Annotated in this window: 10 protein-coding genes; 8 read left to right on the forward strand and 2 right to left on the reverse strand. The window is 52.3% G+C overall.

Going from position 1 to position 14515, the window contains the following annotated elements; all coding sequences use genetic code 11:
* Positions 1-17: 17 nt before the first annotated feature.
* From V7Q49_RS05885 to V7Q49_RS05920, 8 genes are all read left to right on the forward strand, one after another.
* Positions 18-3086 (forward strand): virulence factor SrfB, encoded by a 3069-nt coding sequence (locus V7Q49_RS05885; RefSeq protein ID WP_333849805.1) that lies wholly within the window; start codon positions 18-20, stop codon positions 3084-3086.
* The gene (locus tag V7Q49_RS05890; protein ID WP_333849806.1) at positions 3086-5800 is read left to right on the forward strand and encodes a virulence factor SrfC family protein; all 2715 of its coding nucleotides are present in this window, start codon (positions 3086-3088) and stop codon (positions 5798-5800) included. Before V7Q49_RS05885 ends, V7Q49_RS05890 begins: the two co-directional genes overlap by 1 nt.
* Positions 5794-6801 carry a hypothetical protein gene (locus V7Q49_RS05895; protein WP_333849807.1) on the forward strand — a complete coding sequence of 336 codons (1008 nt, stop codon included), beginning with the start codon at positions 5794-5796 and terminating at the stop codon, positions 6799-6801. Before V7Q49_RS05890 ends, V7Q49_RS05895 begins: the two co-directional genes overlap by 7 nt.
* Entirely contained in the window at positions 6798-8759 is a 1962-nt protein-coding gene (locus V7Q49_RS05900) for a vWA domain-containing protein (protein ID WP_333849808.1), read from the forward strand. Before V7Q49_RS05895 ends, V7Q49_RS05900 begins: the two co-directional genes overlap by 4 nt.
* Positions 8759-9484: an ABC transporter ATP-binding protein gene (locus tag V7Q49_RS05905; RefSeq protein WP_333849809.1), complete on the forward strand. Its 726-nt coding sequence runs from the start codon at positions 8759-8761 to the stop codon at positions 9482-9484. The genes V7Q49_RS05900 and V7Q49_RS05905 overlap by 1 nt, the downstream gene beginning before the upstream one ends.
* The gene (locus V7Q49_RS05910) at positions 9474-10688 is read left to right on the forward strand and encodes an ABC transporter permease (RefSeq protein ID WP_333849810.1); all 1215 of its coding nucleotides are present in this window, start codon (positions 9474-9476) and stop codon (positions 10686-10688) included. Before V7Q49_RS05905 ends, V7Q49_RS05910 begins: the two co-directional genes overlap by 11 nt.
* A gap of 50 nt (positions 10689-10738) precedes the next feature.
* Positions 10739-12307 carry a formylglycine-generating enzyme family protein gene (locus V7Q49_RS05915; RefSeq protein ID WP_333849811.1) on the forward strand — a complete coding sequence of 523 codons (1569 nt, stop codon included), beginning with the start codon at positions 10739-10741 and terminating at the stop codon, positions 12305-12307.
* A gap of 102 nt (positions 12308-12409) precedes the next feature.
* Complete coding sequence (locus V7Q49_RS05920) at positions 12410-12970, forward strand: hypothetical protein (protein WP_333849812.1); 561 nt, start codon at positions 12410-12412, stop codon at positions 12968-12970.
* Positions 12971-13144: 174 nt separating this feature from the next.
* Here the strand turns inward: V7Q49_RS05920 and V7Q49_RS05925 are convergent, their stop codons facing one another.
* Both V7Q49_RS05925 and catA read right to left on the reverse strand, forming a co-directional pair.
* Positions 13145-13693, reverse strand: a complete 549-nt coding sequence (locus tag V7Q49_RS05925; RefSeq protein WP_333849813.1) for a GNAT family N-acetyltransferase — start codon at positions 13691-13693, stop codon at positions 13145-13147.
* Positions 13694-13749: 56 nt separating this feature from the next.
* Positions 13750-14427: a type A chloramphenicol O-acetyltransferase gene (gene catA, locus V7Q49_RS05930; RefSeq protein ID WP_333849814.1), complete on the reverse strand. Its 678-nt coding sequence runs from the start codon at positions 14425-14427 to the stop codon at positions 13750-13752.
* Between the last annotated feature and the right edge of the window lie 88 nt (positions 14428-14515).

Consider the following 14515-nt stretch of genomic DNA (forward strand, 5'->3'; position numbering starts at 1 on the left):
ACAGGGACGAGATAACTATGTTGCCTGAGATTGTATCTTTTGATCGTCAAATTACCCTGGTGGGAGATTCCGGGATTCAGTTTATGGATTTTGGTTTGTCCCCTGGCCGTCTGCCTGCAGGTGAGTTTGTTAAATTAGCAAACGGCGTACTGACGCGTTTGATCTACAACGAGCAGCGCGATTACTATTTTTATCAGCCTGGCCCTGACAATATTGAGAAAGCAAAAAGCCAGTACGACATTCCGGTTGAGCAAAGTCTTAAGCTTTTAGATGGTATCTGGCTACCCCTGCCTTTACTGCGCTTTAGCCCGCCTAATGTGTATCAAGAAGGGCCCCTGAACTGGGCGCGCTTCCGTTTAGTCAAACTCCCGGAGCCGGATCTGGACGGGCATAGCCATCGTATGACGGTGGCTATCGACACGCGCATTATGGCCCGGCAGCATGCAGCCGCTGACCTCAGCCCGAACGAGGAGGATGTGAACGCGGGCGCGACCTTTGCCGTCGCAACGGCAACATATGCTCTTAACTGGTACCTGACCCAGGACTGGATCACCGACTGGCTCAACGAAGTATTTAAAGAGGCAAGCAAAGGCCGGGATATCGACGAGCGTGAACAGGAACTTACGCAACAGTATCCCCAAGCGCATTACCTCAACCTCCTGTCATTAATGGCGATCCCGGTTGAAGGCCTGCAAACCCAGACGGCGCCCGTCATTGAGTTACCGCAGCTCAGGATCATTGCTAACCGGGAAACCAACGCCATCAAACCCATCGACGTCGATCTCATCCTTGACGTCGGTAATTCACGCACCTGCGGCATTCTTATTGAGGATCATGGGCAGTCGGGGTCGGGCCTGCGGCATAACTATGTGTTGAAATTACGCGATCTCAGCGCACCGGAACAGGTCTATACCGATCCCTTTGAAAGCCGGGTCGAGTTTTCACAAGCCTTCTTCGGCAAAGATCACTGCTCTGTGCGCAGCGGTCGCCATGATGCGTTCCAGTGGCCAACTATCGCCCGTATTGGCGGCGAAGCCAGCCGTTTAGCGGCTCGCCGTAAGGGTAGCGAAGGCTCAACCGGCTTATCCAGCCCTAAACGCTATCTATGGGATGAGAAGTTTTATGGTCAGGGCTGGCGTTTTAACGGCAGCTACGTGCAGGACAGCAATCCGCTCGCCACTGCTGCGCCATTTGCTAACCTGATCGATGAACGGGGCGAGGCGCTTCACACTATTGAAGATGAGATGGATCGCATCCCGGTGTTTACACCGCGCTATTCACGCAGCTCGCTGATGACCTTCATGCTGGCCGAGGTGTTGACCCAGGCTATTAGCCAGATTAACAGCCCGGAGCAGCGTATTCGTCAGGGGCATGCAGGTATCCCGCGTCAGCTGCGCCATATTATTCTCACCGTGCCACCCGGTATGCCGATGGCTGAGCGCTGCATCCTTGACGCACGTATGCGCCAGGCCGTTGGTCTGGTCTGGAAATCACTGCGCTGGCACAATGGCGAAAACGAGCCCTATGAGGATGAGCAGGACGAACGCACTCAGGGCAATATCAAGATCCCATTGCCTGAAATCAGAGTCGAATGGGACGAAGCGTCCTGCGCGCAGCTGGTTTACCTCTACACAGAGATTAATCAGAACTTTGCCGGTCACCCGGAAGAGTTTTTTGATGCCATTGGCCGACCTGACCGAGCAGATCGCCAAAGTATTACCATCGCGTCAATCGACATTGGTGGCGGGACAACCGATCTGGTGATCAGTGATTACCGTCTTGATCATAATGGCCACACAGGTGGCGGCACCAATGTACATATCATCCCTCACCAGCGTTTTCGCGACAGCTTTAAGATCGCAGGCGATGATATTTTGCTGGATGTCATTCAGTCTTATGTTCTTCCCGCTTTTGACCAGGCGCTGCGTGATGCAGGGGTTGCATCCACGGAAACGCTGATGTCCCAACTGTGCGGCTCGCAGAACATTAGCGCGGCCGAAGCCGTTCTGCGCCAACAGCTCAGCCTGCAACTGTTCGTTCCACTCGCGCTGCATATCCTTGGCACCTATGAGCAATACGATCCGCTGGATGAACAAACGCATATTCAGATTAACCAACGTGTCGGCGACCTGCTACCTGCCGGTTGTATTCGGGAGGAGGTAGAAGGATTTGTTCGGCGCGAAGTGCTGAAAGCCGGGGGCTCCCCTCATTTCAAACTGGCGGAGATTATGCTGAGTCTTCCGCTAGCCAAAGTGCATAACGATTTCTGCGCAGGTAAGTTCAACATCGATAAAGTCCTGACTTCACTCTGTGAAGTACTGGCTTGTTATCATTGCGACATGCTGCTGCTGACCGGTCGTCCATCCCAGCTATCGGGGATTCAGGCGATTATTCGCCGTAACATCCCGTTGCCTCCGGGACGTATTTTGCCCTTGCATGGCTATCAGACCGGCACCTGGTACCCGTTCCATAAAAATGGATATATCGACGATCCGAAAAGTACGGCCTCCGTGGGTGCCATGCTCACGCAGTTATGCGCCAACCACAGTATCCCGAATTTCCATTTCCGTACCTCGGCGTTGAAACCTTATTCAACGATTCGCCATATTGGCACCATTGATATGGACAACCTGATTCGCGACGCCGACATCGTTTATCGGCATATCGAATCTGAAAATGGGCAGATCACACTGCCAGCCATCATCGACGAAAAGGGTGAAAAGACCACGCAAAGCCTCATTATGCGTGGCGACCTGCGCTTAGGTTATCGTCAACTTGATGCTGAACGCTGGACTGCGGCTCCGCTCTACACCCTTCGTTTTAGCGAAGAGGGACGTAAAAAATTCTCCGCTGCCCTCTCTACGGATAACGGCTCTCCGTACCTCAAAGTCAGACTGACGATAGACAAAGGCAAGCGCGCTCATCAACTCGGACTGATTAGCGATCGCCTGACGATTGCCGATGTCAGCAGCAACACCGATAAGTCGTTTAGCAAACGCGATTTAGAACTGGAACTCAATACTATGCCCGACAGAGGGCTCATTGATAGCCGACACTGGCTCGACAGCGGGAGTGTAAAAAAATAATGAATAGCGAGCAGAAATCTCTCACTCAGGGCTGGGCAGCTATCGCTCAGGGTTGTCTGGACGGACTGGATTGGGTCGATAGCGTGCGCACCGGATCGCGCCGACTGGACAACGAAGCCGATCAACTCAGCCTGAATTTGCTTCGTACACGTAATCAGGCCATCAGCCTGACTCAGGTTGCCAGAACGCCAATGACCGTCGGCTTTTTCGGCATCTCTCAGGCCGGGAAGTCATATCTTATTTCAGCGCTGGCTGCGGGCAGTAACGGTTCGCTGGAAGCTCGCTATGGCGAAAAGCGCGTCGACTTTATCAAAGAGGTGAATCCGGTAGGCGGAGGAAAAGAGGCCACTGGTCTGGTCACTCGCTTTACCCGCCAGGCCCCTGCCGCCCCTGCCGGTTACCCGGTGCCATTGCGTCTGTTCAGTGAGATCGATCTGGCCAAGATTCTGGCGAACGCCTGGTTTAACGACTTTAACCATGAGCAATTGAGCTACCAGCTGGATCAGGGCCGGATCGAAGAGCGCCTGCGTCCTTTCCTGCAGCGTGCGGTTCAGGGTCAAGGTTACAACGGCGTTAGCAAGGAAGATGTCGTGGCCCTGTGGGATTATCTTACCGCCTCCTTTAAAAAGTCAGTGGAGCAGTTAGAACACGCTTATTGGCCACAGGTGTTGAAAATCGCCCCTGCGCTGAACCCACATGAACGCGCTGAACTCTTTTCTTTACTGTGGGGAGAGCAGCCAGGGCTCACGGAGACTTACCGTTCCTTAGCCAGCGTACTGGCGAAGCTTAATCATGCGCGGATGGTATTTGCCCCGCTCGAAACGCTTACCGACCACAGCAGCGGCAGTATCATGAACGTTGATAGCCTTAACCGGCTGGGATCTCACCAGGACCGCAACGTTGAGATTCGCTACTGGAAAGAGGAGCAACAAATGGGTAGCGCCAGCCTGACTCAGGCTGAGCTGGCTGCCTTAACCACCGAGCTGATTTTTCCGCTGGCGGAAGTCGAAACTAACAGCATCGTGGAACAGGTCGATTTGCTCGACTTTCCGGGATATCGCGGCCGTCTGAAAATCACCGCCCTGGAACAGGCTGGCAGAGAGGGTCTTAATGCGATTTCGCAACTGCTGCTTCGTGGCAAAGTCGCTTACCTGTTCGAGCGCTACACCGATAATCAGGAGATGAATGCGCTTGTCGTCTGTGCCAGCTCCGCCAAACAGAGCGACGTGGCTGATGTTGGCCCGGTACTGAACCGCTGGGTAGAGAAAACGCAAGGCAAGAGCGCTGAAGAGCGCGCGGGCAGTAAACCTGGCCTGTTCTGGGCCATCACTATGTGTGATATGCGTATTAACAACAGCCTGCAACATACTGAAAGCCAGTTAAAAGAAGGCTGGGAAGGTATGTTGCATATGACCCTGCTGGAGCGCTTCTCACACTACGACTGGCTCGATCAGTGGTCCACCAATCAGCCTTTCAATAACTGTTTCCTGGTGCGCAAACCGGGGCTGGATAACCCCTTCCTGAAACTGGAAGGCAACCCCAGCCAGGAGCGACTCCAGGAAGTGGCTATTACCGAACACTATCGTGGCGTGCTCGACACCATGGGCAATACCTTTGTCTGCGGTAAAAACGTGCAGCGCCACGTTGCTGAGCCAAAAGCGGCCTGGCAGGCGATGCTTGAGCTAAACGACGGTGGAATGGGACGTTTGACGAAGGCGTTGCGCGGCGTCGCACATCTGGACTTCAAGCTCCAGCGTTTACAGCAACAGCTTGAGCAGTGCAGAAAGGAAACGGGCGATCGGCGCCTTGGCCGCTGGTACGAAAAAGACGGTGACGGGCAGATCGTGAAAAAGCAGGCTATTGCCAAAGAGCTCTGGCAAGGATTGTCTGCCTGTTCCCACAATATGGGAGAGATGATCGATCGTCTGGTTCTGCCCGCTCAGGCACTGAATAACATCTATCTGAGTATTCGCGACCGTGAACTTGAGTCACAAGCAGAGGACGAACGCCCGGCAACTCACGCTTTTGCTGCTAACCCCTTTGGTGGAAATCCCTTCGCCGATAACCCTTTTGCCAGCGATCCCTTCGCGGCTACGCCTGCTGAAACTGCCGTTGTTGAGGCACCCGTAGCCACCACACCGCAACGCGTAGGCCAGGATGATGATTTTGCCCATCAGGCCTTTAAAGCCTGGGTGGCCCACCTGCGAGAGCTGCCACAACAGCTTTCGCAGTGGCGTCAGCTTGGCATGAGCAATGCGCTGATCAATCAGCTTTGCGAGGAACTGATCACCGCGGGTACGCGTTTGGATCTGGAAGGAACATTGAAACATGCCCTTGCCGGTCAGGAACAGGCTGAAACCCCTCGCGAGCAGATGAGAGCCCGTCAGGTTCTGCGCGCTCATCTGGCAATGCGTGATTTCATCGCCTGGTTTGGCTACCTCACCCTGCCGCCGGAGAAGGTTCCCAACAGCTATATCGGTGAGAAAAACAAAGTGTTTCTGCGTCAGAAGCAGCTCGCCAACGATGAACTGCCTCAACTCGCCGCCAGCGCGCCAGCGCCTGGTTTCGCCTATCTGGGAGACTGGCTCTCCGCATTGATGAGCGTGGTACTGGACAATGCGGGTCATACCGCTACTCGGGATATTTCCTACGAACACAACCGACAACTGGGCCAGATTATCAGCCAACTGAAACAAGAGAACATGCCATGCTAGCTAAAATCATCGCCTGCCAGCCGGCAGCGCCGGGTACTGCACAATTGATGGTCCGTCTGCGTGGTGAGACCGCCCTACTATCCGACCTGACCTTCACGCTGTGCAACAATACGCAGCACTATCTGCAGCCTGATGCCAGCTGGAGCTCAGCACCGCACTGGTTTACCGTGAACGGTGGTTACCCCCTTGCCAGCGGAAGCGGCTTTCGTATTGGCCCAACCTTGCTGGATCCGCTGCTGGCGGCCTCAAGCCAGGTGCAGATTCAGATCAAACTGCCGTCAGGCGAAACGCGTAATACCACGCTACAACTGGTCCGTGATGAACTTCTCTCTTCGGGGGCCAGAGGCGAAACGGGGGAATACAGCAGCAGCAGTATGCTGACAACACCAGAAGCCCCTGCCGCACCTGCCCCCGCGGCAGAACCCGTGGTTAAACCTGAACCCATCGCACCGGTTATCCACTCTGGGAAGAAGCCAAAGCATAAATCCGGCTCATCCCGTCTGCCATTGATTGGCGCGGCAGCGCTGGGCTTAGTGGTGATTGCTGGCGCTCTGTGGTGGTTTGCCGGTCGGGATAAAGCCCCGGAGAATGTCCCGCCTGTACAAGCGCAGCATGAAACTCCGGCTACCGCGCCAGCCCCCGAACCTGCGATACAACATGGCTGCTCGATAGATCGTTTGAACAGCCTTAACGAGCTGGATTTTGTCCAGAGCTGCGTTCAGGAAAAACTCGACAGCGACAAACTGCTGGCCATCATTAAGGCCGCCAAAGAGGCGAAGAAATGTGGCGTGGCGCAGCGTTTGTACGCTAACCGGGCTCAGGGCGGCGACACCAAAATCGCCCTTGCCTACGCGGGTGAATACGATCCTCAATTCCACCAGCCAGACGAATGTTTCAAAGAGGCGGATAAAGATACCGCAGCCTACTGGTATGAAACCGTATTGCAAACGGAACCCGACAATCAAACGGCTAAACAGCGCCTGGAGGAGTTAGGAAAATGACCCGCAATCCCGTTAGTCGTCTGGTTCTGCCTTTGTGCGGTTTGTTGCTTAGCGGTCATGTTTTTGCCGCCGAGGGCGACAAGCCGCTGCTTCAGGAAGGGAAAAAAACCTTATACCAACGTGTTCTCACCACACCCGGCTGTAAACTCGGCACAGCTGCAGGTGATGATAAAGGGCAGCTACAGCCTGCCTTTAGCAGCCTGTATGTTTATAAAAAGGAGGAGGCAAAGGGTCAAAGCTGGCTCAACGTGGGTCCAGACAGCTATGGTAAAACCATCGGCTGGTTGCCAAAGTCGTGCACCGTCGACTGGAAAATGCAGTTAACGCTGGCATTTACCAACCCGGCAAATAGAGATCGCTTGCTTTTTTTCAAAGAAAAACAAACGCTTGATAATATTCTCTCCGCCCCCGATCCCGTTTCGCTGGTAGCGCCACTGCGCGCCAAACTGAAACGGGATGGACACGCCGAAGGCATTCAGGCAGAGGAACCTGAATATTTTGTCGATCTGCAAAAACAGTTTTATCTACTCCCCATCCTGAGCGGTGAAGAGGTCATGACGGAAGATGGCTTCTACACCCGCCTGCTTAACGTGGCCTCTGTCAGCAAAGCAGAGACCGCGCCGACGCAAGAAAACAGCGTAAACCAGCTGAAAGGGTTTAACGCCTCGGTGGTCTTCGTGGTTGATTCGACCATCTCGATGGGCCCGTATATCGAGCGCACCAAAGAAGCGGTTAATAAAATCTATGACAAAATCAAGGCCGAGCATCTGGATGGACAGGTCAAGTTTGGCCTGATCTCTTATCGTTCAAATACCAAAGCTGTACCGGGTCTTGAGTATCGTACCAGGATTTATGCGGATCCTAATCATGTTAAAGATGGTCCGGATTTCCTGAAGAAGGTTGCGGATCTTAAAGAAGCGAAGGTGTCGAGCTCGCTGTATGACGAAGATGCATACTCGGGGGTGCTGTCCGCTATTGATGACATTGACTGGAGTCCGTTCGGGGCACGTTACATGGTTCTGATCACCGATGCAGGCGCGATAGAGGGTAGCGACAAGCTGTCAGGCTCCGGCCTTGACGCCAGTCAACTACGTCTGGAGGCGGGTAACCGCGGCATTGCTATCTATACGCTGCACCTGAAAACGCCAGGCGGTAAAGAGAACCATGCTAAGGCCGAGAGCCAGTATCGTGATCTCTCCAACTTTGATAGCACCCAATCCAATCTCTATCAGGCGGTAAATGCGGGTGATATCAAAATGTTTGGTCAGCAGGTGGATGCGCTTGCCGCCGCGATTACTGAGCAGGTGAAATCGGCATACATGGGGGACGCCGCAATTGGCAGCGCTCTGTACGCGAAGGAAGACGGGAAAAAACTCACCCCGGAACAAAAGCTGCTTCAGGATACTGCGCTAATAGGGCATGCCATGCAGTTGGCTTATCTGGGTAAACGCAACAGTACCCAGGCTCCGTTAGTTTTCCAGGCCTGGATCAGTGACCGCGATCTGATCAAACAGAACATCCCTACCACCGACGTCCGCGTTCTTCTGACCAAGGGACAACTCAGCGATTTAAGCGATGCTGTCAGCCAGATCCTGAAAGCGGCAAATGAGGGAATGATCTCGCCAACCAAAATGTTTGAACAGTTACGTACCGTTGCGGCAACCATGGGTACAGACCCTAACCAGCTGAAACAGAAGGACAATACCCGGATCGTCGATCTAGGTGTTCTGGGAGAATATCTGGCCGATCTTCCGTATAAAAGCGATGTGCTGAACCTCGACGAAGAGACATGGAAAAGCTGGGACGGATTGTCGCAGGAGAAATTTATCCGCACGCTGTCGTCCAAGCTGCGCCATTACCAGAAATATAACGCCGATGTGGATCGCTGGGTCGAACTGGCGAAAGGCAGCGACCCACGCGATCGCGTTTATCCGATCCCACTGGAAATGATGCCCTGATGCTGCACATTGAAGATTTGTGCGTTGTACGTGGTCAGGGCAGCAATCCTCACCGGGTATTCCTGCCGCAGCTTAGGCTGCGGCCAGGCCAGGTGATGGCGGTAACGGGCGAAAGCGGCTGTGGTAAAAGCACCTTACTGGAGACCATCGGTCTCTTGTTGCAGCCTCGTAAAATCGGGCGATTTGTGCTTAGCGAAGGCGCGAGGCAATTCGACATTGCGGCGTTGCTGACTGGCGGTCGGCAGAACGAGCTGGCTGCTATTCGCGCCCGCCAGCTTGGTTTTGTGCTGCAAAACGGCGGGTTGCTGCCCTATCTGAACGTCAAAGATAATATTCTCCTGCCGTGCCGGTTGTTGGGGCTCACCGCCGACAACGCCATGCTGGAGCGGATTATCGACGCGCTAAAACTGACGCCGCTACTGGCTAAATATCCGACCCAGCTATCGTTTGGCGAAAGGCAGAGAACCGCATTCGCGCGGGCGATAGTACACCGTCCTGCGCTGGTGCTGGCAGATGAACCCACCGCGGCGCTTGATCCTCACAACGCGCAGAAATTATTCAGTCTGTTTATTGAGTTAGTCCGCCAGGAAGGCATGATGGCGCTGGTTGTTTGCCACGACTGGCCGCTGGTTCAACACTTCAATTTACCCTGTTTAACGGCCCGGACCGATTCGTTGACCCCGTCAGCGGAACACGAAAAGGAAGGAACCTATTTTGTCCTTTAATCGCACCAGACTGTTAACCCGCCTGGCCTTACAAGACCTGTGGCACGATCGGATTATCTCTTTTTGCATCGTCTCTTCTCTCGTCGCCGTCATCGCGCCTTTGCTGCTCCTGTTTGGTCTGCGGTTTGGAATTGTGAACCAGTTACAAAACGATCTGGCAAACGATCCCCGTAACCTTGAGATCCGGATGCTCAGTAGCGGAAGCTACGATCAGTCCTGGCTTACGCAGCTGCAGCAGCGTCCTGATGTTGGCTTTGCCATCGGGCAAACGCGCTCGCTCAATACGCTGGCCGACCTGCAAACAAACAGTACCCATTTCATTGAAAATGCCGAAGTTATTCCGACAGGTTCCGGAGATCCTTTACTCGGCAAGCGTGAAATTCATCAGGTAAATGAGGTGGTTATCACCCAGGAAGCAGCCCGAAAGCTGGCGGCAAGTGTGGGTGATTCTCTGACGATGCGGGTCAGTCGACTGCTTGACGAACGTCGGGAATGGGGCCGCATAAGCGTTACCGTGGTAGGTGTGTTGCCCGCGACATATTTCAACCGTGCTGCCATTTTTACCCATCCCTCGTTGTTGCTGGCCCTTGAACATTTCAGGGATGGCTATGCGGTCACTGAACTCGGCGCCGCCAGTGGCGCTCAGCTTAACGGTAAACCGTCGGTATATGCGCGCGCCAGATTATATGCCCGGGATATCGATCATGTTGCCAGCCTGGAGAACGACCTCAGGGCGCAGCGCATTGAAACCACCAGTCGCCTGGCCGATATTGAGAATGTAAAAAGCATCAATCGGGTGTTAGGCATTATTTTTAACACCATCGCCGCCACGGCGCTGATTGGCTGTATCGCCTCTCTTATTGGCTCCTTTATCGCCAATGTCGACCGCAAGCGTAAACATATCGCGGTCTTACGTCTGCTCGGTTTCACCCGCCCGGCAGTAGGAACCTATGTGATTATTCAGGGCTGCCTGCTCAGCCTTATGGCCTATCTGGGCGGTTTCGCTATCTATCTGCTGGCCAGCCAGGTCTTTAATCAGGCGTTAGCCGGTAGCCAGGCAACGGGGCAGATGATTTGCAGGATCACACCGCTACACGGTCTGATTGCCCTGCTGTTGACCATTGTCGTAGCGACGCTGGTCGCCGGCATCGGCGCCTTACGCGCCATTAATATTGAACCTGCGCAGAGCCTGCGCGAGGTATGACCCTTATCCATTTAACTGCGTATGGCATTTATTTGTCCCGGAGATCGTTCATGGCTTTTACTCCTTCAACCTTATCCCGCTGCCTGGCACTTGCCCTGCTGGTGAAGATGTCCCCCGTACTGGCTGAACCCTGGGCAGAGAAAACCTATAACCCAAAACCGGATAGCGAAGATATTATTTTGCCCATGCCTTGCGAAGGCTCGATGGTCTTCCGTCGGATTGAGATCCCGGTGTCCGGCCCTCTGGATGATTTACCGATCACCTTAGGGGAAGATGGCGGGGAATGGGGCTTTGTGGAACACAGCTACCCGACTTTTATCGCCGGCAGCTTTACCGAGACCAGTAAAAATAAGGGCCGTTACTATCTGATGGCCAAATATGAACTGACGGCGCTGCAATATCAGGCATTAACCAGCGGTACTTGCCCCACCCCTTCGCGCAAGTTGGGCATTGCGGAAACCAATATTAGCTGGTTCGATGCGGTAAACCTCGCCGATAAATATAATCAGTGGTTACGCAGTAACGCCCTTGAAAAATTGCCGAAGGAAGATGGTAATCCAGGATTTTTACGCCTGCCTACCGAAGTCGAATGGGAATTTGCGGCGCGTGGCGGACTGAAGGTGAATAGCGCGGAATTCCGCGACTCCCATTATCCAATGGATGACATGAAAAATTATGAGTGGTATTCCGGCTCACAATCTTCTAATGGCAAAGTGCAGCTTGTCGGGCTGCTAAATCCTAATCCCCTCGGCCTCTATGATATGCTGGGCAACGTCTCGGAAATGATGTTCACCCCATTCTATCTGAATAAAATCAACAGACTTCATGGCCAGGCAGGCGGATTTGTGGTTCGCGGCGGCAGCGTAATGTCGAATGAGTCTGAGATCCGTAGCGCCACCCGAAAAGAAATTAACTACTACGATGAAGCTCAGCCATTCACCAGTAAAACGACGGGCCTGCGCCTGGTGCTGGTATCACCGGCCATTACCTCGACCAACCGCGTAAAGGAACTGGAGAAAAACTGGGCCGCGCTCGGAGAAAATAAAACCGGAGCGGATAAGAAAAAAGCAGAATCAACAGACACTGCAAAAGCGCTGGGCAGTCTGGCATCAGGCGTTGAAGACACTGAACTGAAAAAGAAACTTAAGGATCTGGAAAACCAGCTTCGCGCCAGTAATCAGCAGCAGCAAGAAGAGCGAGCACAATCGATCCGGGCCAGCCTGAATTTAGGTTCCTTCCTGTGCACGAAATTGCAGGATGATGGCCGCTTCCTGGACTTCCTGAACCATAATTATGAACTGCTGTGCAAGGATAAAGACGACAGCGACAAAAACTGTGCTATCCGTAAAACTAAACTCGGCGAACAAACTGACCGCCTGCAGCAGCTGACCGGTTACTACGCCAGTAGCCTGGTGGATTCAGCCACGCTTTATGGTCAGGACAGTCTGAAGCATGAAGTGACCGTTTTCGACCAAATGCTCACGCTGAACAAACGCCTTTCAGGCCTTAAGCCATTTCTCGCCGCGCACTGGCAGAATCAGCAAAAATACCTTGCTAATGGCAAAATTGATACAGTCAGTTGGCTGGATACCTGTAAGCAAATTAAAAGCGGTAACTAATTTCTACTGCTAATACAGCACTCATGTTTCTTCAGAAGTGAAAAACGTGAGAATGGCGGGGAGTAGTATGAGTTTTTCTGCTGTTCACAATTTGGAGGCTTAATGACATTACAAGCGACCTGGCTTGAACAGCCTACGCCCGTTGATGAAACCAAAGGTGTTTCGATCATCGACGTCAATCCTTTTGGCTCTAATGGAGAAAAGGATCGGCGACTGCTAATCAGTAACGACGATGAGCCCATTCTGGTTTTACAGTTATATGTGCGTGCAGATGAGGATGGCTGGCTTATTTCCAGCCCCTTTGCTGAATTTCTCCTGAATGAATCCCATGTGGCAATCATTTGTGGCGACCACTTTCATGTTTTTGACATGGCCACAAACGCGTTCAAAAGCCATCCACTAGGTGATTATGTTGGCCATATTTACTCAGTGCCTGACATCCACTCTGACAGGCTACATCATCGGGTTCTGGTCGCCACTTACTGTCACGTTTTTCTGATGGATATTGCTGCGGGCATTCTCTGGAAATCCAGGCAGTGCGCCATTGATGGCGTGATCATTACATCAATAGAGAATGATACGGTGCTTGGCATGGGAGAATGGGACCCGCCAGGAGGCTGGGAATCTTTTAAGCTCGATCTTAAAACGGGTATGCCGATCTGAATAAGGGATTATCCTCACAGTAATTGCCCGGAGCGAACCTGGTAGTCCATCAGGGAACACCAGAGGCAGAGAGCCTATAGATTCCAAATACCATGTCCGAATCTCCCCGAATTATACCGGGTTACTTAAGGTTTATGTGACGTCGTCCAGAAAGGGCTGCCGGGGATGCTTCGCTTACCTGTCCTGTGAAACCACGTTTCTCAACCACTCGTCCATTCTCAGTGAATACATCAGGCTTGGAGGTGCATCTTCGACGTCATAAATCTCCTGGATGTACCTCAATCCTGCTTTTTCAAGGACCTTCTGCGACGTCAGATGATTCGCTCTGACAACAGCGGATATCTCGGTCAGCTTAATATCATTGAATCCATATTTTATCGCGAACCGGGCAAATTCTGTGGCCAGTCCCTTCCCCCAGGCATCGGTGGAAAATCGATATCCAAGATTGTTAATCACAATATCGTCAAAGCGACGAATGGTCAGCCCACCAAAACCGATAATTTTTTCAGGATGATCCACTAACGAAATTGCCCAGTTCCCAAACCCATGCGCTTGCCAGTGGGCGAGCCAGCGATTCAGCACCGTTTTTGCATAATCACTATCCGGATAAGGCCCGGCAGGATTAAAAGTATTCGTGGCGGGATCGCCATAAATGTTGAAAAGAGAGTCTGCGTCGGATGAGATTACCGGGCGAAGAGACAATCGATCTGTGTGAACGCGCAAATTTATCTCCTGCGTTATCCTGTCGAAAATATAGTTTATTCAGAGTGATTTACGCATCACGCATTGTGCTCGTCTGAAAGTCGCTCAATGTCATCACACAGCTCCTGTAACTCATTGATCAGCCTTGCCACATGGAACCCATCGCACACGGAATGATGAACCTGAACGGCGAAAGGCAACAGGACCTTCCCCTCCTGGTTGTAGTATTTCCCCAGCGTGAACATCGGGGCAAAAAAGTTTTTCATATTAGCCACGTTAACATCAAAACTGGTAAAACTGACCCAGGGAATACCCGACACGAAAAAGATATTTTCCGGTGACTCGCCTTTAGGCCAATAAGCCAGGTTATTACCATAGCGTGCAGTGTCTTCTGAATAAACGTTCTGGAAGTGGTGAATATTGCCGTCGTACTGACTCCAGATACATGAAAAGGTCTCCGTTTCATTATGGAAAACGGTATAGCTTGGAAAAACCTCATCCCATATCACCAGTTCATCGTTCTTCATGGCCATGCGGAACTCCGTGTGGCTGTTTACGATTTTAGAAATAAGGAAAATGATGGTCGGATAAAATTTCCAACCAACCTGCTTAATATGTTTTATCAGCGCGGTAATATCTAACTGAACGGTCTGATTAAATGTACTTTGAGCAAATGACTGAAAAACCTCAAAGTGCTCTTTCCTTGCCCAACGCGATAAATCAACAGGGGTATATTCTGGCGTTATTTTTTTCATTTTTAACCTTAGGGTAGCAAACGCATTGGTGAGAGTATCGCATCCTCATACAGGAGGAAAGAAAATGTTAAATAATTGATAAATCAGA

The sequence above is a fragment of the Leclercia sp. genome, from assembly GCF_036780805.1.
Taxonomy (GTDB): domain Bacteria; phylum Pseudomonadota; class Gammaproteobacteria; order Enterobacterales; family Enterobacteriaceae; genus Enterobacter.

Excerpts from the sequence above, each read along its gene's own strand:
- V7Q49_RS05895 (WP_333849807.1), top strand. The coding sequence starts at position 5,794 with ATGCTAGCTAAAATCATCGCCTGCCAGCCGGCAGCGCCGGGTACTGCA.
- V7Q49_RS05885 (WP_333849805.1), top strand. The coding sequence starts at position 18 with ATGTTGCCTGAGATTGTATCTTTTGATCGTCAAATTACCCTGGTGGGA.
- V7Q49_RS05900 (WP_333849808.1), top strand. The coding sequence starts at position 6,798 with ATGACCCGCAATCCCGTTAGTCGTCTGGTTCTGCCTTTGTGCGGTTTG.
- catA (WP_333849814.1), bottom strand. The coding sequence starts at position 14,427 with ATGAAAAAAATAACGCCAGAATATACCCCTGTTGATTTATCGCGTTGG.
- V7Q49_RS05890 (WP_333849806.1), top strand. The coding sequence starts at position 3,086 with ATGAATAGCGAGCAGAAATCTCTCACTCAGGGCTGGGCAGCTATCGCT.
- V7Q49_RS05920 (WP_333849812.1), top strand. The coding sequence starts at position 12,410 with ATGACATTACAAGCGACCTGGCTTGAACAGCCTACGCCCGTTGATGAA.
- V7Q49_RS05915 (WP_333849811.1), top strand. The coding sequence starts at position 10,739 with ATGGCTTTTACTCCTTCAACCTTATCCCGCTGCCTGGCACTTGCCCTG.
- V7Q49_RS05905 (WP_333849809.1), top strand. The coding sequence starts at position 8,759 with ATGCTGCACATTGAAGATTTGTGCGTTGTACGTGGTCAGGGCAGCAAT.